This window comes from Plesiomonas sp. PI-19 (assembly GCF_021368255.1).
GTDB lineage: Bacteria > Pseudomonadota > Gammaproteobacteria > Enterobacterales > CAMTGL01 > Plesiomonas > Plesiomonas shigelloides.
In genome coordinates this window covers 293052-312500 of the sequence record NZ_JAJNMQ010000002.1, presented here as the reverse complement: position 1 = coordinate 312500, position 19449 = coordinate 293052, and the positions used below count along the sequence as shown (strand labels likewise).

At 49.8% G+C, this 19449-nt stretch carries 12 protein-coding genes and 2 rRNA genes (1 of these 14 cut by a window edge); 9 read left to right on the top strand and 5 right to left on the bottom strand.

Features of this window, described 5'->3' with window-relative positions; translation table 11 throughout:
- Positions 1 to 1296: ribosomal RNA gene (locus LQ901_RS16275) — 23S ribosomal RNA — on the top strand (it extends 1608 nt beyond the left edge of the window).
- Between the two features lie 138 nt (positions 1297 to 1434).
- Positions 1435 to 1550, top strand: a 5S ribosomal RNA gene (rrf, locus tag LQ901_RS16270).
- A 171-nt stretch (positions 1551 to 1721) separates the two neighbouring features.
- Here the strand turns inward: rrf and LQ901_RS16265 are convergent.
- Positions 1722 to 2681: a LysR family transcriptional regulator gene (locus LQ901_RS16265; protein ID WP_233672448.1), complete on the bottom strand. Its 960-nt coding sequence runs from the start codon at positions 2679 to 2681 to the stop codon at positions 1722 to 1724.
- Positions 2682 to 2821: 140 nt separating this feature from the next.
- On the opposite strand from LQ901_RS16265, the gene dcuC reads away from it, so the two are divergent.
- Both dcuC and LQ901_RS16255 read left to right on the top strand, forming a co-directional pair.
- Positions 2822 to 4105 (top strand): C4-dicarboxylate transporter DcuC, encoded by a 1284-nt coding sequence (dcuC, locus tag LQ901_RS16260; RefSeq protein ID WP_233672447.1) that lies wholly within the window; start codon positions 2822 to 2824, stop codon positions 4103 to 4105.
- An 11-nt stretch (positions 4106 to 4116) separates the two neighbouring features.
- Positions 4117 to 5385, top strand: a complete 1269-nt coding sequence (locus LQ901_RS16255; RefSeq protein ID WP_152135707.1) for an amidohydrolase — start codon at positions 4117 to 4119, stop codon at positions 5383 to 5385.
- Between the two features lie 81 nt (positions 5386 to 5466).
- Here LQ901_RS16255 and LQ901_RS16250 read toward each other — a convergent pair whose 3' ends face one another.
- The gene (locus LQ901_RS16250; RefSeq protein ID WP_233672446.1) at positions 5467 to 6363 is read right to left on the bottom strand and encodes a LysR family transcriptional regulator ArgP; all 897 of its coding nucleotides are present in this window, start codon (positions 6361 to 6363) and stop codon (positions 5467 to 5469) included.
- A 119-nt stretch (positions 6364 to 6482) separates the two neighbouring features.
- Between LQ901_RS16250 and LQ901_RS16245 the strand changes: the two genes are divergently transcribed.
- A complete protein-coding gene (locus LQ901_RS16245) occupies positions 6483 to 6809 on the top strand; it encodes a LysE/ArgO family amino acid transporter (protein ID WP_230405870.1) in 327 nt (108 codons plus the stop codon).
- Positions 6810 to 7308: 499 nt separating this feature from the next.
- Positions 7309 to 8334 (top strand): isoaspartyl peptidase/L-asparaginase family protein, encoded by a 1026-nt coding sequence (locus tag LQ901_RS16240; RefSeq protein WP_152135704.1) that lies wholly within the window; start codon positions 7309 to 7311, stop codon positions 8332 to 8334.
- A gap of 86 nt (positions 8335 to 8420) precedes the next feature.
- Here LQ901_RS16240 and LQ901_RS16235 read toward each other — a convergent pair whose 3' ends face one another.
- Together LQ901_RS16235 and LQ901_RS16230 are read right to left on the bottom strand one after the other, a co-directional pair.
- Positions 8421 to 11534, bottom strand: coding sequence for an efflux RND transporter permease subunit (locus tag LQ901_RS16235; protein WP_010863084.1), 3114 nt, complete (start codon positions 11532 to 11534; stop codon positions 8421 to 8423).
- Positions 11534 to 12739 carry an efflux RND transporter periplasmic adaptor subunit gene (locus LQ901_RS16230; RefSeq protein ID WP_370635690.1) on the bottom strand — a complete coding sequence of 402 codons (1206 nt, stop codon included), beginning with the start codon at positions 12737 to 12739 and terminating at the stop codon, positions 11534 to 11536. Before LQ901_RS16230 ends, LQ901_RS16235 begins: the two co-directional genes overlap by 1 nt.
- Positions 12740 to 13080: 341 nt before the next feature.
- Here LQ901_RS16230 and LQ901_RS16220 point away from each other — a divergent pair, with 341 nt between their 5' ends.
- On the top strand, positions 13081 to 13713 hold the full coding sequence (locus LQ901_RS16220) for a TetR family transcriptional regulator (protein WP_039044973.1): 633 nt from the start codon (positions 13081 to 13083) through the stop codon (positions 13711 to 13713).
- Between the two features lie 216 nt (positions 13714 to 13929).
- Here the strand turns inward: LQ901_RS16220 and LQ901_RS16215 are convergent, their stop codons facing one another.
- Positions 13930 to 15408: a catalase gene (locus LQ901_RS16215; protein WP_039044974.1), complete on the bottom strand. Its 1479-nt coding sequence runs from the start codon at positions 15406 to 15408 to the stop codon at positions 13930 to 13932.
- A gap of 697 nt (positions 15409 to 16105) precedes the next feature.
- Here LQ901_RS16215 and LQ901_RS16210 point away from each other — a divergent pair.
- On the top strand, positions 16106 to 17851 hold the full coding sequence (locus tag LQ901_RS16210) for a pyridoxal-dependent decarboxylase (RefSeq protein ID WP_010863088.1): 1746 nt from the start codon (positions 16106 to 16108) through the stop codon (positions 17849 to 17851).
- 119 nt (positions 17852 to 17970) lie between these two features.
- Positions 17971 to 19425 (top strand): putative glutamine/gamma-aminobutyrate antiporter GadC, encoded by a 1455-nt coding sequence (gene gadC, locus LQ901_RS16205; RefSeq protein WP_039044975.1) that lies wholly within the window; start codon positions 17971 to 17973, stop codon positions 19423 to 19425.
- Positions 19426 to 19449: the final 24 nt, after the last annotated feature.

Genomic DNA, 19449 nt, shown 5'->3' with positions numbered 1-19449 from the left:
AAACCGACACAGGTGGTCAGGTAGAGAATACTCAGGCGCTTGAGAGAACTCGGGTGAAGGAACTAGGCAAAATGGTGCCGTAACTTCGGGAGAAGGCACGCTGATGGTAGGTGAAGTCCCTCGCGGATGGAGCTGAACTCAGTCGAAGATACCAGCTGGCTGCAACTGTTTATTAAAAACACAGCACTGTGCAAACACGAAAGTGGACGTATACGGTGTGACGCCTGCCCGGTGCCGGAAGGTTAATTGATGGGGTTAGCGAAAGCGAAGCTCTTGATCGAAGCCCCGGTAAACGGCGGCCGTAACTATAACGGTCCTAAGGTAGCGAAATTCCTTGTCGGGTAAGTTCCGACCTGCACGAATGGCGTAATGATGGCCAGGCTGTCTCCACCCGAGACTCAGTGAAATTGAAATCGCTGTGAAGATGCAGTGTACCCGCGGCAAGACGGAAAGACCCCGTGAACCTTTACTATAGCTTGACACTGAACATTGAGCCTTGATGTGTAGGATAGGTGGGAGGCATTGAAACGTGAACGCCAGTTTGCGTGGAGCCGACCTTGAAATACCACCCTTTAATGTTTGATGTTCTAACGTTGTCCCGTAATCCGGGATACGGACAGTGTCTGGTGGGTAGTTTGACTGGGGCGGTCTCCTCCTAAAGAGTAACGGAGGAGCACGAAGGTTAGCTAAGCATGGTCGGACATCATGCGGTTAGTGCAAAGGCAGAAGCTAGCTTAACTGCGAGACGGACAGGTCGAGCAGATACGAAAGTAGGTCTTAGTGATCCGGTGGTTCTGAATGGAAGGGCCATCGCTCAACGGATAAAAGGTACTCCGGGGATAACAGGCTGATACCGCCCAAGAGTTCATATCGACGGCGGTGTTTGGCACCTCGATGTCGGCTCATCACATCCTGGGGCTGAAGTTGGTCCCAAGGGTATGGCTGTTCGCCATTTAAAGTGGTACGCGAGCTGGGTTTAGAACGTCGTGAGACAGTTCGGTCCCTATCTGTCGTGGGCGTTGGATGATTGAGGGGGGCTGCTCCTAGTACGAGAGGACCGGAGTGGACGCATCTCTGGTGTTCCGGTTGTCACGCCAGTGGCATTGCCGGGTAGCTAAATGCGGAAGAGATAAGCGCTGAAAGCATCTAAGCGCGAAACTTGCCCCGAGATGAGTCATCCCTGAGGCTTAAAGCCTCCTAAAGGGTTGTTGGAGACTACGACGTAGATAGGCAGGGTGTGTAAGCGTAGCGATACGTTGAGCTAACCTGTACTAATTGCCCGTGAGGCTTAACCATACAACGCCAAAGTGATGTTGGATGAATGAAGTCACAGTTACTTGTTCAAAGAACAACATATCAGTTATACAGCTTGTTTTTAGATTTTAACTCTGGCGCGAGACACAAGTAGTGTACGCGATAGAGAAACAGAATTTGCCTGGCGGCGATAGCGCGGTGGTCCCACCTGACCCCATGCCGAACTCAGAAGTGAAACGCCGTAGCGCCGATGGTAGTGTGGGGTCTCCCCATGCGAGAGTAGGGAACTGCCAGGCATCAAATAAGTGAAGAGCCCATCCTAACGGATGGGCTTTTTGCGTTTGGAAATTTTGTTTTTATTCTTTGCTTCCTTCCGTTCCTTTTCTTTCCGTTGTTCTCTTACCTTCTCTTCCCTGTATGTGTTTATTTGCTATATAAAAATAGCCAAGTTTATTTTTCTCCGTCTGCTATGGATACTGAATATTTATATTTTCACTTAGCATTGACTGTGGCGCCCAATTATGCGATTGGCAGTGTCGACGAAAATGCTCTACCATTGCTTGTGCCGCAACAGTTAATGGTCGTTTGCGTGGATAAATAAGCCCATATTGACTAATAGGTAACAGATGTTCACTGATAGGAAGAGCACTTAAAACGCCCTTAAATCGCGGTTCTTGTAATCGAGCTTGCGATAAAATAGTCAAATAATCATCATTCATAACCAGATTCATAATGCACACGGTAGAATCAGTAAAAACGGGTGCGTAAGGATTATCCGGGTGATTAAAGGGAATGAAGCTGCGGATATAATGGTAATATCCCATTTGTGTTTCAGGTAATAGCCACTTAGCCGTAGCTAGTTGTTCTAGTGAGGAGCAATTTTGTAGCGGATGATTCTTTCTGGCGACGATACTGAATGGGGCTTTAAACAAGCTTACAGCAATAAAATCGCCTAAGGGCATATCTTCAGTGAGCGTTCCAAGTGCAAAATCTAGCTGCCCTTCACGTAAACAGGGAAGAAGTGTTGAAAGTTGTGCCTCCTTAATATTAACTTCTGTTTTGGCATGTTCTTTTCTAAAGTCAGTGAGAACGTTATTTAATATGGTTACACCAAAAAGGGATGAGATTCCGAATGCGACTTTGCCATAGGTCTGATTATTTATTTGCTCAACCTCTAACGCCGCTTTTTCTATTTCTTCCAGAATTAAACGTGCCCGTATAGCAAAGGACTTTCCTGCATCGGTCAGACTAACACCTTCGCTAGTTCGTATCAGCAATGTAGCGCCGAGATGGTACTCCAGCTCTTTGAGTGTACGAGTTAGCGTAGGTTGTGACTGATTCATTTTGCGAGCTGCCGCACGAATACTTCCGCACTGGATCACCTCACTAAATACTTTAATTTGCTGCATTTTTGGCAGGTAGCGCATTACATCCCCCCTATCAGCTTTTTTGATAGCCCTAAGAGTAATAGCATCTTTGCACGTTTAAGTTTATTGCGCTGGGTCAATATTTAATGGGCAAAAATCGAACAACACTGGAGTGGAGCCAACAATGAGGGAGTATTGGTATGTGGATGCTGATTTTAGGGATCGCGATTTTAATTGCGACCATCGTCTTATTGATTAAACAATATGATACTCGCACCACCTTGATAGGGGCAGGTATTCTATTATGCCTGATAGCTTTATCGCCAATGAATGCATTTACGGCATTCACTACGCGGATGACTACGTCGGGTTTAATTGAATCCATTTGCTCCAGTATGGGGTTTGCCTATGTGATGAAATACACAGGATGTGATGTGTGTTTGGTGCAGTTATTAACGCGTGGGTTATCTAAATTAGGCGTATTCTTAATTCCTGCCGCAGTTGCAGTAACATTTGTCGTTTGCATTGCAATTCCTTCCGCAGCGGGAGCTTCTGCAGCTGTAGGTGCAACACTGATCCCATTATTGATTGCTGCACGAATTCATCCTGCGATTGCTGGCGGGGCTGTATTATCCGGTACGTTAGGTGCTTATTTGAATCCTGGTGTGGCACATAACGCATTTATTGCCAATATATCAAAAACGCCTTTAATGGAGTTTGTGTTTTACCATGCACCTATCACAATTGCGTGTGGCGTTATTTGTGCTATTTGTCTGACAGCTGTCGCGCTATTCATGAAAGAAGTTAATTATGTTGACCCAGAGAAAAATGTCGATGCTGACAATGGTGACGCAGCGACGATCCAGTTATCACGTGACACATTCTTCTATCTTAAATCTATAGCTCCATTTTTACCGGTATTATTACTTGTAGCCACGGAGTTAGGCTGGCTTGGCGGTACGAAATTGAGTGTCCCTGCGGCCATGATTATTGGCTCTTTGTACGCACTATTTGTCAGCAAATCTAGCCCAAGCTGTTTAACGACCAGTTTCTTTGACGGTATGGGTTCATCTTATGCCAATATTCTGGGGATTATTATTGCTGCTGCAGTATTTATTGAAGGCTTAACTTCAGTTGGTATTATTCGTGAGTTTATTCAAGTATTGACTCACTCTCCTGAATTCGCTCGCTGGGGAGGAACATTAGGGCCATTTTTTATGGGGCTAATTACTGGAACGGGTGATGCGACAGCTTTTGCATTTAATGAAGCAGTTACGCCACATGCCAATATGTTCGGCTATGAAGTAAATACATTAGGTGCAGGTGTTATGCTGGCTTCGGCACTGGGGCGCAACATGTCACCGCTGGCTGGTGCTGCGATTGTTTGTGCAGGTCTTGCTGGCGTAAACCCTTTAGAGATCGCTAAACGTACCGCACCAGGCATGATTGTGGCGGTATTATTTATTGCATTGTTCTTCTTATAAACGGAGGCCCTATGTCTGAATTAAATCAATTACAACAATGGCGCCGTGCGTTTCATCAGATCCCAGAACGTGGTTGGGGTGAGTTTATGACCACGGCCAAAATTATTACACAGCTACGTGATATGGGCTGGGATGTGCTAACTGCCTCAGAATTTTTGTCTAGCGAGTATATTTTAGGTCGTAATGATAATGAGGTGGCGGCTAGTCTGGCTCGTGCACAAGCGGCAGGCATCTCTCAAACCTTGCTCGATGAGATGGATGGGCTGACCGGTTGCGTTGCGGTATGGGATAGTGGCCGTGCTGGACCGATTACTACGTTACGTTTTGATATTGATTGCGTGGCGGTTTCCGAGTCAGACGATGAGTCGCATATTCCAGCTCTAGTGGGCTTTACGTCTAAGCACCCAGGCGATATGCATGCGTGCGGGCATGATGGTCATATTGCGATGGGACTGGGTTTAGCGCAGTGGATTATGCGTGCCAAAGCGCAGTTGTGCGGCAAAATAAAATTGGTTTTTCAACCCGCAGAAGAGGGCGTCCGCGGGGCTAAACCGGTTGCTGAGGGGGGAATTTTAGATGACAGCGATTATTTTCTCGCTGCACATATTGGCATGGGAGTACCTAGTGGCTGCGTGGCTGTCGCGCCAACAGATTTTTTGTGTACCACGAAACTTGATTTCACGTTTCATGGCGCGCCAGCTCATGCTGGAGTGAATCCACATTTGGGGGCCAATGCGCTAGCGGGAGCTTGTCATTGTGTTACTCAGCTTTTGGCCATTCCTCGTCACGGTGAGGGGATGTCACGTATAAATATTGGCATGCTGCATGCCGGTGAAGGGCGGAATATCATTCCAACATGTGCAAAGTTACAGTTGGAAGTGCGGGGTGAAACCGAAGCTATTAACCGATTTATGCGAGAGCGTGCGTTGTCTATCGCGCAGGGGATTGCTCTTGGCTTTGATCTGCGATTTGAGTATGAAGTTGCAGGTGAAGCCACCGACTTGTATAACGATCCTTTGTTGACCGAATTGCTGGCCAATATTGCCTCTGAGGAGTTGGGATTAACTCTAGTAGAAAAATCATTTGGGGGCAGTGAAGACGCTACATTACTGGTTCGTCGTGTACAGCATTGTGGCGGTCAGGCTGCCTATATTGTGTTGGGTGCGGATATTGCTGCCGGTCATCATGAGGCGGATTTTGATTTTGATGAGTCGGTATTAACGCACGGTGTGCAGCTCTTTGCATCTTGCATCAGCAAACTGAATGGCGTGTCGGCTTAATTATGGGGTGCTAAATTCAAACGAGAGCGAGTGCTTATTTATAAGAGTTCGCTCTCGATAAGTCTTCATATTTTCATTGCGTTATTGCGCCAAAACCCGCCGAGCATGCTCAATGCATTGCTGAGAGATTTGTGCCAATACACCGCTTTCGAGTGCCCAGCGATGCCAGTACAGTGTTCGTTTCACACTTTTCCCTGGCATCAGATTGACCAGCATGCCGGTTTGTAATTCCTGTTGGATCATGACTTCGGGGATCAAACAGTAAGCCACCCCTTGTGTTGCTAAGGCGATAAAGGCTTCAGAAGAGCGCACCACATGGCGTGGCCAGCTGACGGATGGCAGGGTAAAGTGCTGTGCTAGAAAATCTGCATGCATGTCATCATGTTGGTCGAACACGATTGCAGGCGCTCGAGTGAGGCTAAGTGAGTCAATACCATCATGAAAGTAGCGATTGATAAAATGCGGTGCGGCAACACAAAGGTATTCCAGAGTACCGAGTTTATCGCTGATGCAGCCGGCTAACGGCATAGGTTCGCTGCTGATGGCCGCAATCGCTTCGCCACTTCGCACTCGTTTGAGTGTTCGGCTTTCGTCATCAATCATCAAATTCAGCAAAATTCGCCCCTCTTGCAGCACGGGAGCGAGTGCGGGTAATAGCCACGTGGCTAGGCTGTCTGCGTTAGTTGCAATTGCGACGGGCAGCGGCTCATCTTCGCCCTTTGGTGTCAGCGTGGGCAACAGCTCAGATTCCATTAGCTGTACCCGTCGGTAAAACCCTAATAAGTGTCGCCCTATTGCCGTTGGTTTTGGTGGTGTTTCACGTATCAATATTGGCTGCGCCAACCATTTCTCCAATTGTTTGATACGCTGGGAAATGGCCGATTGCGTGATAAACAGCGCTTGGGCTCCTTTATCAAAACCACCGTGCTGCACAATGGCATCTAATGCTTCGAGCCATTGATAGTCCAGTCCGCGCATCTCACATCCTTCTCAATCAGTTTGGCTAATGATGAATAAATAGTATTAGTTTTATTAACCTAGCACGGTTTTCTATTCTGCTCATGGTGAAGATGACATTAAAGAAGGAGAAGCTATTTATGTCTGCATTGGTGCAGGGGATAACGTTAGGGCTGGCGGTGATTGGGGCGACCTTAGCGGTTACCTTGCTTAATCCGCACGTGTATCTTGATACAGTGGTGATCTTAGGCTCGATAGGGAATCAGTTGCTTGGCCATGAACGTTGGTGGTTTGCGCTCGGCTGTTTGCTTGCATCTTGCATGTGGTTTACCGGTTTATCGTTAGGGGCTGCGCGGTTTTCACCTGTGCTACGTAAGCCGAAAATTAAACGAGTCATTGATTTGACGGTGGGCGTGATTATGTGGTTATTGGCTGGGCAATTAGGTGTTCAGTTGCTGGCGTCGTAGGCTTTATGGGCTAATGATTCGCGAAGTGAAAGATAATGGATAAAAGGGAAGCGTTGATGAATAAAACCATGCAAGAACCACTAAATTTTGAGGGGGAGTTTATTAAAACGATTACTGTTTGTATTAAAACGATTACTGTTTGTATTAATCGGATTGCTGTTCATCAATATTCCCCATGTTAATTATTAGAGCTCACGTAATTCATGCGCGTAAGTGCATGTGTGTATACGTGTGCACGCTTGTTGTATTTTTGTTTTTAAGTGATATTCATTCATAAATATTTCAGGATTAATAGAGTTGATATGTATGCATATCACTTTGTGAATAAAAGATAATTATCTTATTTAATAATGAAAAATTAAGTGGGTGTTCAAAGTTTGTGCATTTTATCGCCACAGTGCCAATGTAATCGTGTTACATCATACAGTCTCGTGCGCTGAATGATATTGGCGACGAAATCGTTTTCTTTCCGACTAATAACACATACCAAGGATGCTGTATGAAACGTTCGTTACTCACTTCTGCCTTGCTGGCAACCTCCTTATTTTCTGCGGCTACGTTGGCTGCGGAGTCACCGATTCGTTTGGTGATCCACGGTGGTGCCGGCACCATTGCTAAATCAACAATTACGCCGCAGCAAGAAGCTGAATATAAGGCTAAGTTGGATGAAGCGCTGCAGGCTGGTTATAAAGTGTTGGAAAGCGGTGGTACAAGTTTGGATGCGGTACAGCGCGCCATTAACGTGATGGAAGACTCACCGCTGTTTAATGCCGGTAAAGGCGCAGTGTTTACCCATGATGGTCGCAACGAGTTGGACGCCTCAATCATGGATGGTAAGACATTGGCCGCGGGGGCAGTGGCTGGCGTGACCACCATTAAAAACCCGATTAATGCGGCATATACCGTAATGACCCGCAGCCCACATGTGCTGATGGTGTCAAACGGAGCGGAAGTTTTCCTTAAAAAAGAAGGATTAGAGACCGTTGATCCGGCCTATTTCCGAACTGAACATCGCTGGAAGCAGTTGCAAAAGGCCATTGAGAAAGAGCAAGTGGTGCTGGATCACGATGGGAAAACTGCTTACACCTACGATCCGCTGATGTATGACTACAAATTCGGTACAGTCGGCGCGGTAGCACTGGATAAAGCGGGCAATCTGGCGGCTGGTACGTCAACGGGCGGCATGACCAACAAGCGTTATGGTCGTGTCGGTGATTCACCGCTGATTGGTGCCGGTACCTATGCGGATAACAATACCGTGGCGGTGTCGGCTACCGGCAGTGGTGAGAAGTTTATCCGTACGGCGACGGCGTACAACATTGCTTCGCAAGTGAAATACAATAAAACGCCATTGGCGACGGCAGCTAATAATGCGTTGGATGAAGTCAAAGCGATTGATGGCAGCGGCGGCGTGATTGTGTTGGACGCAAAAGGTGACTACACCATGGCCTTTAACACCGCCGGGATGTACCGCGGCGCAATTGGTAACGATGGCAAAAAAGAGATTGCCGTTTTTGGTGAGTAAGTTTGCTTTAGTGAGCGTTTAAGCGGCTAAAAAGAAAAGCCCGCATTTTATGCGGGCTTTTTGTCATCATGATTTAGCGTGGCATTTTACTCCTGCACCGCTTTCTTGGTGAAGTAACGCATGATCACCACAAAGAAGATCGGGACGAAGAAAATGGCCAAGACTGTGGCACTGATCATCCCGCCCATCACACCGGTACCGATGGCGTTACGGCTCATGGCGCCAGCGCCAGTACTGATCACCAGTGGCAATACCCCGAGGATAAAGGCCAGCGAGGTCATCAGAATAGGTCGCAGACGTTGGCGCGCCGCTTCCACGACTGCGTCACTTAAGTGCATGCCGCTGTCATACAGCTCTTTGGCAAACTCAACTATCAGGATGGCGTTTTTCGCCGATAACCCGATGGTGGTGAGCAAGCCAACTTGGAAGTACACGTCATTTTCCAGCCCGCGCAGGTTGGCAGCCAAAATCGCACCCAACACCCCGAGCGGTACCACCAGCATGACGGAGAACGGAATACTCCAGCTTTCATACAGCGCAGCCAAGCTCAAGAACACCACCAGTAGGGAGATGGCATACAGCGCAGGCGCTTGCGAGCCGGCTTGGCGTTCCTGATAGGAAAGTCCGGTCCACTCGATGCCGACACCTTCTGGCAGTTGCTGCACGATTTTCTCAATTGCCGCCATAGCTTCACCTGTACTGCGGCCCGGTGCGGCTTCCCCGACAATCTGCATGGCCGGAACGCCGTTATAACGCTCCAGACGTGGAGAGCCAAAGCCCCACTCGGTCGATGCAAACGAGGAGAACGGTACCATCTGTCCTTGGGCGTTACGCACATACCACAAGTTCAGATCTTGTGGCGTCATCCGAAATGGTGCGTCGGCCTGCATGAACACTTTCTTGATACGACCGCGGTCGAGGAAGTCGTTCACATACGCCGAGCCCCACGCACTCGAGAGTGTGGTGTTGATATCATTGATTGCTAGCCCTTGTGACAGTGCTTTTTCGTAGTCAATGTTGATATCTAACTGCGGGGTGTCTTCCATTCCGTTAGGACGCACGCGCGTAAGTGTCGGGTCTTGTGCAGCCATGCCGAGTAATTGGTTACGTGCCGCCATTAAGCGTTCGTGTCCCAGACCGGCGCGATCTTGCAGATAGAAGTCAAAACCGGTGGCGGTACCCAGTTCAGGAATCGATGGTAGGTTGAAGGCGAATACTTGCGCTTCTTTAATGCTGAATAGGTAGCCCATCGCACGGCCAATGATCGCATCGGCACTGCGCGCTTCGCCCGGACGCTCGCTCCAATCTTTCAGCTTGATAAACGCCATCCCGCTGTTTTGGCCACTACCGGCGAAACTAAAGCCAGAGACGGTCAGCACAGATTCGACGTTATCCTTCTCCTTCTCTAAGAAGTAGTTAGACATCTTGGCCAGCACCGCTTCGGTTCGCTCTTTGGTCGCACCCACCGGCAGTTGCACCATCGACATCACCACGCCCTGATCTTCTTCCGGTAAGAAGGAGGTCGGCATGCGGATGAACAGGACGGTCAAGGCCACTAACATCCCTAAATAGATAATGGCGTAGCGGCCGGCTTGGCGGATGATTTTGCGCACCCCAGATTGATAATGCTGGCTAGCAGCATCAAAGGTGCGGTTAAACCAACCGAAAAAGCCTTTTTGCGCACCGAATTCACCGTGTTTTAGCGGTTTGAGCAAGGTTGCACATAGCGCTGGGGTCAAGGTCAGAGCCACCAGTACCGACAGCACCATGGCGGAGACGATAGTCAGCGAGAATTGGCGATAGATAGCGCCGGTGGAGCCGCCAAAAAAGGCCATCGGGATAAATACCGCCGACAGCACCAAGGCAATCCCGACCAGCGCGCCGGTGATCTGATCCATCGATTTGCGAGTCGCTTCGAGCGGCGACAGATCTTCTTCGCTCATCAGACGCTCAACGTTTTCCACCACCACGATGGCATCATCCACCAGCAAGCCGATCGCCAGCACCATGCCGAACATGGTGAGGGTGTTGATGGAAAAACCGAACGCAGCCATGACGCCAAAAGTACCGAGCAGAACGACCGGCACCGCGATGGTGGGGATCAACGTGGCGCGGAAATTCTGCAAGAACAGGTACATCACGCAGAATACCAGCACGATCGCTTCGAGCAGGGTTTGTGCTACTTCTTCAATGGAGATTTTCACAAACGGAGTGGTGTCATACGGATAAACGATCTCGACTCCGGTCGGGAAATAAGCCGAGAGCTCGTTAATCTTGGCACGCACGCTGTCCGCTGTTTGCAGGGCGTTAGCACCGGTAGCCAGTTTGATTGCCAGTGCGGCTACCGGCTGACCGTTGTAAAACGCATCTGCGCCATAGCTTTCACTGTCGAGCTCAACGCGCGCGACGTCTTTGAGCAGTACTTTGCCGCCATCAGCGCTGACTCGCAGCAGGATATTTTCAAATTCCTGCGGACTGGAAAGGCGAGTTTGCCCCATGATGGTGGCGGAGAACTGCTGATCGGGCACCGCTGGCGCACCGCCGAGGCTACCGAAGGCCACTTGCGCGTTCTGGGTGCGAATGGCGTTGTAGACATCTGTTGGTGTTAGGCCAACGCGGTTCAATTTATTGGGATCGAGCCAGACGCGCATCGCGTATTGGCTACCAAACACGGTGACATCACCAACGCCGTTTAAGCGACTGAGCGGATCTTTGATGTTACTGACCAGATAGTCGGATAAATCTTGTCCGGTCTGGCTACCATCGGTTGAGATCAGCCCCATGACCATCAGGAAGCTGCTGGAGGTTTTCTGTACGCGGATCCCTTGCTGCTGCACTTCTTGCGGTAACAACGACATCGCTTGTTGCAGTTTGTTTTGCACCTGCACTTGGGCAATATCGGAGTCTGTGCCTGGCTGGAAAGTCAGGGTCAGCGAAATATTCCCCGCCGAGTCACTTTGCGACGCCATATACAGCAGGTTGTCCAAGCCGGTCATGTTCTGCTCGATGACCTGCGTCACCGAGTCTTCCACGGTTTTTGCCGAGGCGCCCGGATAGCTGGCCATAATGCTGACCGCGGGGGGCGCAATGGTTGGGTATTGCGCCACGGGTAATTTAAGAATCGCCAGCGCACCGCCTAGCATGATCACTAGCGCGATCACCCAGGCAAAAATCGGTCGGTCTATAAAAAATCGGGCCATTAGTGGGCTACTCCGTTACTGCTGCCCTCGGTGGCGGGAGCCGGCGTCGCGCTCTGGCTGGCGGCGGCGGTTTTGTCAGTTGGGTTGACCTGCGCGCCTGGGGCGACTTTTTGCAAACCGGCGATAATCACGCGCTCACCGGCTTTCAAACCGGATTCGACCACCCAATCTGTTCCGATCATGCGGCTGACTTGAATATCGCGTGGGCTGACTTTGTTATCGCTATCCACCACCAGCACGGAAGCACCGCCTTTAGGGGTGCGGCTGACCGCCACTTGTGGCACCAGCAGACCATTTTCACGTACCCCTTCGCTTAAGCGTGCGCGGATAAACATCCCAGGCATCAGCAATTGCTGTGGGTTTGGCACCACTACGCGCAGGCTGACCATGCCGGTATTTTCATCCACGGTAACATCGGAAAATTGCAACACGCCCGCTTGCGGGTAGGCGTTGCCATCTTCCAAAAACAGGGAGACAGGCGCTTCGTTTGGATTTTGCGCCGTCACTTTGCCGCTGGCGACCCATTGCTTGAGGCGCAGCAGATCGGCGGTGGACTGGCGAACATCCACATACATAGGGTCAAGCTGCTGGATGGTGGTTAGTGCCACTCCCTGTTGGGCGGTGACCAGCGCGCCTTCGGTTACCGCTGAGGTGCCGATCCGGCCACCGATTGGTGCGGTGATCTTGGTGTAGCCTAAATTGATGCGCGCGCGCTTGAGGTTAGCTTGCGCAGCGAGCACATCGGCTTGCGCTTGTTTGCGCTGGGCATCGGCGTCATCGTATTCCTGCTTACTGATGGAATGTTTTTGCAGCAAATTGACATAACGCTTCAGACGCAAGTCTGCGGTGCGGGCACTGGCTTGGGCGCGCGCAAGCGCGGCACTGGCTGAGGCGACATCGGCTTCATACAGCGCGGGATCGATCTGGTACAACACATCACCGGCTTTAACATCACTGCCTTCGGTGAACAGACGCTTGAGGATCAATCCGCTCACTTGTGGGCGCACTTCGGCAATGCGTAACGCCGAGGTGCGACCGGTGAGATCGGTGGTCAGTTGCAAGGGCGCTTGTTGTAGTGTGACAACATCCACCGCCGCTGGTGGCATCTGGCGTCCTCCTTCGGGAGGGGCTTCTTTACAGCCGGTCAGCAAGCTGGCCGTCAGCACGGTCAGGAGCGTGGCATAAGCGAAAGGTCGTTTTTGCATGGTTTGCATAGAAAATTACAGCCTCTGTCTTCCATGGTAGGCACGTACGGAGAAGCTTCCGATTGGCACCTTGGTTCGGGATCTATAATATACATACATTCATGAATGTATGTAACGGGTGCGGGTGAATTAACAGGCAGCATGTCACACATAATGAGACATAAATCGGCCGGAAAATTCAGGATTACTGCGTTACAATGGCAAATTCAGCGAGCTGTATCTCATTTGGTCAGCTGCTATTACACGGAGTTACACGAGGGCAATGTGAGGATGCCGAGATAGTGGAGGCAGGTGAGTAGGGTTGCCTTGTCAGAGCGTATTTTCCGTTTCTCTAACAGATTATGGCCAGAAAAACCAAAGAAGAAGCACAGGAAACTCGGCGCCACATTATGCACACCGCGTTGGCGCAATTTTGCCAGCGTGGCTTAGCACAAACGCGGTTATCCGATATTGCGCAAGCGGCCGGCGTGACGCGCGGAGCTATCTATTGGCATTTTGCGAATAAAGAGCAGCTATTTACCGAATTGTGGGAAGAGTTGTGCACGCCATTGGCGGCGCAGCTACGCGCGTGTGTGCAAGAGCAAGAATCCGATCCGCTCGGGCGGTTACGTGAGTTTTTGGATGCGGTGCTGAGCAATATTGTCTCGGAGCCGGTGTTGCACGATATGTTCCGTCTGCTGTTTAGCGCCGATGTGCAGGAAAGCGATAATCAGGACATCCGCGCCTACATGAGCCAGCACTCAGCGGGATTTTTCAGCGATCTGCGCGCGGTACTCGAGCATGCTAAAGCTTGTGGTCAACTGCCCGCCGAACTGGATGCGGCGCGTTATGCCACTTTTATGCATTGCACCATTGATGGCTATATTATTAACTGGCTGAATTTCCCTGAGCGGGTTTGTTTGGCGCGCGATCGGGCGTTTATTCTCGAGACCTTGTTTGCCGCGTTGCCAGTGCCGCCGCGTGGCGACGTATAACCCAAGGTGATTGGTCTTTATGGATCTGAGTAACGATTTCGTTGCAAGCCGGTCTCTAATAGCACCATGTCTTGAGTAACTGCATACCTCTAATAACAAGGCCCACCTCGCAAAAGCGGGTGGGCCTTGTGTTAAGAACTCACGATGTTAGCACTTATGGTATTAGAACTTGTGGTCATGGCATCCATAGCCATGACCATGAGCATCGTTATGAGATCAGCCGTGATGAGGGCACTGGCTCATATCCAATCCTAATGCAGTGGCAACCCCCATCCCGTAAGCCGGATCGGCACGATAGCAGTTACACACATGACGCCACTTGATGTGCTCGTCCACACCGGTCATCGCGCGAGCGGTATTCTCGAACAGACGCTGCTGCTCATCGGCGCTCATCAAACGGAACAAATCTCCCGGTTGTTGGAATGGATCATCGCCCAACATGTGGTCGTAGTGATCGGCATCGCCATTGATGGCCAGTGGTGGCTCGGCGAATGTTGGTTGCTGTTCCCAACGCTGGTAGCTGTTTGGCTGAATGCTTGGCGTGCGACCGCCATTACCGTCTACGCGCATTGCGCCATCACGGTGGAATGACATCACCGGGCAGCGCGGTGCGTTAACCGGGATCTGGTGGTGGTTAACGCCTAAACGGTAGCGCGCGGCATCGCCATAGGAGAACAGGCGGCCTTGCAGCATTTTGTCTGGTGAGAAGCCAATTCCTGGAACGATAGTGCTTGGCGCGAAGGAGGCTTGTTCCACTTCGGCAAAGTAGTTATCTGGGTTACGGTTGAGCTCCAGCACACCCACTTCAATCAGTGGATAGTCTTTGTGGGACCAGACTTTGGTCAGGTCAAACGGGTTTACGTGATACTGTTCAGCGGCTTTTTCTTCCATGATCTGCACATACAAGGTCCAGCGCGGGAAGTCGCCTTTATCAATGCTTTCCAGCAAATCACGTTGGAAGCTTTCACGATCGTTTGCCACGATAGCGGCTGCTTCGGCATCAGTCAGGTTTTTGATGCCTTGCTGGGTGCGGAAGTGGAATTTCACCCAGAAGCGCTGATTATCCTGATTGATAAAGCTGTAGGTGTGGCTACCAAAGCCGTGCATATGACGGTATGAGGCCGGAATACCGCGGTCACTCATGGTGATGGTCACTTGGTGTAGCGCTTCAGGCAGCAGTGTCCAGAAATCCCAGTTGTTATTGGCAGAACGCATGTTGGTGTACGGATCGCGTTTTACCGCATGGTTCAAATCAGGGAATTTGAGCGGATCTTTTAAGAAGAACACCGGGGTATTGTTACCCACCAGATCCCAGTTGCCTTGCTCGGTATAGAATTTCAGCGCAAAACCACGAATATCCCGCTCCGCATCTGCCGCGCCGCGCTCACCGGCTACGGTGGAGAAACGCGCGAATACTTCGGTTTTTTTGCCGATTTCAGCAAACAGGCTGGCTTTGGTATAGGCAGTAATGTCATGGGTCACGGTGAAATGGCCATACGCGCCAGAGCCTTTGGCATGCATACGGCGCTCTGGGATCACTTCGCGATCAAAGTGCGCCAGTTTTTCCAGGAACCAGACATCTTGCATCAGCAACGGGCCGCGCGGTCCAGCAGTCATTACGTTTTGGTTATCAGGTACCGGCGCGCCAAATGCGGTGGTCAGTTTATGGCTGTGTTCATTTTTTTGTTCTGACATGAATATCATTCCTTCGCTAAAAATCTGAACCAGCATAGCCCTCTTTAAAACGAAATGATGTCAGGTTTTACCAATCATTCTTATCTATAAAAACAATCAAACAAAATAATGAAGCGGGATACCGGTAAGTTAAGCGTCCAAATAAAAATGTGTATTGCAATTTGTTGTGCTGTGTATCGGGTAGTTGTAGCTGGCGAGAATAAATGACATCCGATGTATCTAGATTATTTTTGTAAGGTGGATGTTAATTTTCACGTAATGTGAGGGAAGAGCCGTTTTTAATACGTAACTCGCCAAGTGCACCAACAAGTCAGAAAATTAATAAAACTTGAGCGTATTTTTATTGTTGGGCTGTAGGGATGAGACTAACGTTAAACCCATGCGATGCGACGTGAATATAAAGTTAAACAGTTAAGCAGTTAAAAAATAGGTGTTGACGATAATTGCTTTTGCTCTGGTTAGTTTGGTTCTTCTTTTTATTAAACGTTTTGTTTAGCGGTTTATTAAATGACGAGCCATTAATAAATAAGCCATTGATAAATGAGTGAGGGTAAGAATGGGTTAGCACTTGTTGATAGCGTTATCTCTAGCAAGACTTTTGTTCAATACGACTCAATTTAAATGTCCAATATTTAAATGTCTTAAGATGTAATATTTAAATAGAACATGCGAATAGTTGCTCAATGAGGATGTCAAAATGAAAAATTGTCACTCAAACTGCTCCGAGCATAATGGTTCTCTGAATGCCAATAAAAAATGGGCAAAATATCGTCGTGATATGTTGTCTTCTTTCCCGTCTCCATTTAATGAAGGTGCGGACTCATTATCCGAATCGATCGCTCACGCAGTACGCAATTTAAATAAACTGCGTCCTGATGCACAGGGCCCAGCTTATTTAGGGAGCGATCCTGCGTTAACCATTGATTTTGACAAGGTTAAACAGGTTGAACTGAACCCAGGGATGACTCCTGTGGGTGAAGTGATCGATCAAACCACTAAACTGTTTGAAGGTTTACCAAACTGGGGTCATCCGTTGACCATGTGTAACGTGATCCCACAAGCTAACTCAGCCTCTATTGTGGCTGCGGTGTTGTCTGAGATTTTCTCACCTAACATTTTGGAAGGGGAATATTCCTGGAACGTGCACCGCGCTGAGCTGGAAAGTGCCGGTATGCTGGGGAATTTGATTGGTTGGAATCCACTGCATACCGGTTGTGTGTATACCTACGGTGGCTCAGGTTGCTGGACTTACCATGTCAAATACGCACTGACTCGTGTGTTGCCTGATTCGCGTCATACCGGTATTCGTACCGATGCCAAAGTCATCTGTTCACAACAAGCGCACTACACCATGCTGAACAGCACTGACTGGATGGGGCTGGGGATGGATAACATCATCACCGTGCGTACCGATCCAGAAACCAATGCGATGGATTTGGCTCATCTGGAAGAGATTTTAAAACAGCTGCAAGCCGAGAAAACACCGGTGGCGTCTGTGGTCTGTACTATGGGGACTACCGATGCGAACGCTTTTGACCCAGTGGCGGGGGTGCGTAAACTGCTGGATCAATATCCAAACGCTGAGCCTTACGGCAAAGCACTGCTGTATTGCGATGCGGTAGTGTGCTGGTCTTGGTTGACCTTCAAAAAATATGATTTCGTGGCTAACCCACTGGAATTTACTGATGAGTTGCTGCCATTTATCAAACACAACTATCAGTGCTTGGAAGCCATGAAATATGCCGATGCGGTGGGTATCGACTTCCACAAAGCCGGTTGGACTCCATACGCCAGCAGCTGCTTCGTATATAAAAACAGCAGTGAATTTGAAACTATCTTGAAACGTCCAGGCTCTGCGTACTTGCAACCTCGTTCACCGTACAACCCACTGGATTACACCTTAGAAGTGTCTCGTGCGGCAACCGGTGCCTTGGCCGGTTGGGCAACCTTGAAGTTCTTCGGTTATGAAGGTTTCCAAGCGATTTTGGGCGGCATTTTAGAGAACCAGTTCTATCTGCGTGAACGTCTGCATGAAAAAGCCGACATGGTTTGCGTGAACCCAGATAACTTCGGTCTGGTCACTCTGTTCCGTGTCTATCCACGTGATGTGATTGCGCATGAGCAGTATGAGCGTGAACTGACCGATCCGGCTTACAAAGCACAGTTGATGAAATACAACGAGCTGACTTTGAAAGTGGGGGACAAACTGTATCACTGGTTCCGCAGTGGCAAAAAAATCAATGGCAAATTCACCCCTTATCTGAGCTTCAGTACCGGTTTCCGCGTCACCGAATATAACCGTGACGGTGCTGATCCCGATGCCAAAGTGTTTGCACTGAAAGCGTTCCCAATGAACGTCTTTATTACCGAGGACATCATGCAGCATGTGGTTGACTGTGTTCAAGCAGCCCGCGATGAAGTGATGGCCGAGGAAAATGCATAACGGCGCATCACATGGGAGTTGATCCTGTCTGGGAGCGTGCTGAAAAGGGACGCTCCCTTTTTTCTGGCAGGACGTTCAGAAGTGGAGTGGGATCCCCACAGGGGATCGGAGGATTTGCTATGTCATCTTCTGAGAACAAAACTGGCGCCGGACGCTCGGTGGCCAAAATCAGTGTGCTGGCCTTGGCGGTGATGAACATTACCACGGTGGTCAGTTTGCGGGGGCTGCCCGCTGAGGCGGAGTACGGGATCACATCGGCGTTTTATTATCTGTTCGCGGCGGTGTTTTTCTTAATTCCGGTGGCGTTAGTCGCCGCAGAGCTGGCGACCGGTTGGCCACAAAAAGGCGGAGTGTTTCGCTGGGTGGGCGAGGCATTTGGCCATCGTTGGGGGTTTGTGGCTATCTATTTACAGTGGCTCGCGACCACCATTTGGTTTCCTACCGTATTGATCTTTGCTGGGGTGGCACTGGCCTATATTGGCCCACATCCGGTGAGTGATGCCTCATTAGCCAGTAATCGCCTGTACACCATCTGCATTATTTTGGGCGTGTATTGGATTGCAACCTTGGTGACACTGCGCGGTCTGCGTTCGTCATCACGGTTGGCAACCTTGGGGGGGCTAATCGGGACCATTATTCCGGCGGCTGTGCTACTGATCCTGACCGTGCTGTATGTGCTGGGTGGTAATACCGTGCACTTTGTGGCGTCAGCCAGTGATTTCTTCCCTGATTTGAGCAAACTGAACAATCTGGTACTGGCGGCAAGTATTTTCCTGTTCTTCGGCGGCATGGAGATCAATGCCGTACACGTGGTTGAAGTCGAGAATCCTTCCCGTAATTACCCGATCGCGATTATCAGTGCGGCGGCGGTAACCGTGGTGATTTTTGTGTTTGGTACTCTGTGTATCGCCACCTTGATCCCGCAAAATGATATTAACTTGGTACAAAGTCTGCTGGTGGCCTACAACGCATTGTTTGCTCACTTCGGTATGCCTTGGCTAGGTCAGCTGATGGCGGCTGCGTTGGCGTTTGGTGTGCTGGGGCAAATCACCGCGATTGTGGCGGGCCCGTCTACCGGTTTGCTGCAAGTTGGGCGTGAAGGCTATTTGCCACCTTTCTTGCAAGCGACCAACAAAAATGGTGTGCAGTCACATATCCTGTTCTTCCAAGGCTTGATTGTCAGTGTGATCTCCATTTTGTTGGTGGTGCTGCCATCTGTGCAGTCGGCGTATCAAATCTTGGGGCAACTCGCCTGCATCTTGTATCTCATCATGTACATCATGATGTTTGCCGCCGCCATTTACCTGCGTTACTCCCAACCCAATACACCGCGTCCGTATCGCGTTCCCGGCGGTAATCTGGGGATGTGGATCATCGCGGGGATGGGCTTTTTAGGCTCGGTCGTGGCTTGCGTGTTGAGCTTTATTCCACCATCTCAAATCTCAGTGGGTAATCCAGAGTCCTATGTACTGATTTTGTTGATCGGTACTGTGGTGTTCTTTGCCATTCCGCTTTGGATTTATGCCTGCCGTAAACCGCAGTGGAACTGCCAATCTGAGTCAGACGATCAATAACGTTACGCACTTAACCGGTGATCT

Excerpts from the sequence above, each read along its gene's own strand:
- LQ901_RS16265 (WP_233672448.1), bottom strand. The coding sequence starts at position 2,681 with ATGCGCTACCTGCCAAAAATGCAGCAAATTAAAGTATTTAGTGAGGTG.
- dcuC (WP_233672447.1), top strand. The coding sequence starts at position 2,822 with ATGTGGATGCTGATTTTAGGGATCGCGATTTTAATTGCGACCATCGTC.
- LQ901_RS16255 (WP_152135707.1), top strand. The coding sequence starts at position 4,117 with ATGTCTGAATTAAATCAATTACAACAATGGCGCCGTGCGTTTCATCAG.
- LQ901_RS16250 (WP_233672446.1), bottom strand. The coding sequence starts at position 6,363 with ATGCGCGGACTGGACTATCAATGGCTCGAAGCATTAGATGCCATTGTG.
- LQ901_RS16245 (WP_230405870.1), top strand. The coding sequence starts at position 6,483 with ATGTCTGCATTGGTGCAGGGGATAACGTTAGGGCTGGCGGTGATTGGG.
- LQ901_RS16240 (WP_152135704.1), top strand. The coding sequence starts at position 7,309 with ATGAAACGTTCGTTACTCACTTCTGCCTTGCTGGCAACCTCCTTATTT.
- LQ901_RS16235 (WP_010863084.1), bottom strand. The coding sequence starts at position 11,534 with ATGGCCCGATTTTTTATAGACCGACCGATTTTTGCCTGGGTGATCGCG.
- LQ901_RS16230 (WP_370635690.1), bottom strand. The coding sequence starts at position 12,739 with ATGCAAAAACGACCTTTCGCTTATGCCACGCTCCTGACCGTGCTGACG.
- LQ901_RS16220 (WP_039044973.1), top strand. The coding sequence starts at position 13,081 with ATGGCCAGAAAAACCAAAGAAGAAGCACAGGAAACTCGGCGCCACATT.
- LQ901_RS16215 (WP_039044974.1), bottom strand. The coding sequence starts at position 15,408 with ATGTCAGAACAAAAAAATGAACACAGCCATAAACTGACCACCGCATTT.
- LQ901_RS16210 (WP_010863088.1), top strand. The coding sequence starts at position 16,106 with ATGAAAAATTGTCACTCAAACTGCTCCGAGCATAATGGTTCTCTGAAT.
- gadC (WP_039044975.1), top strand. The coding sequence starts at position 17,971 with ATGTCATCTTCTGAGAACAAAACTGGCGCCGGACGCTCGGTGGCCAAA.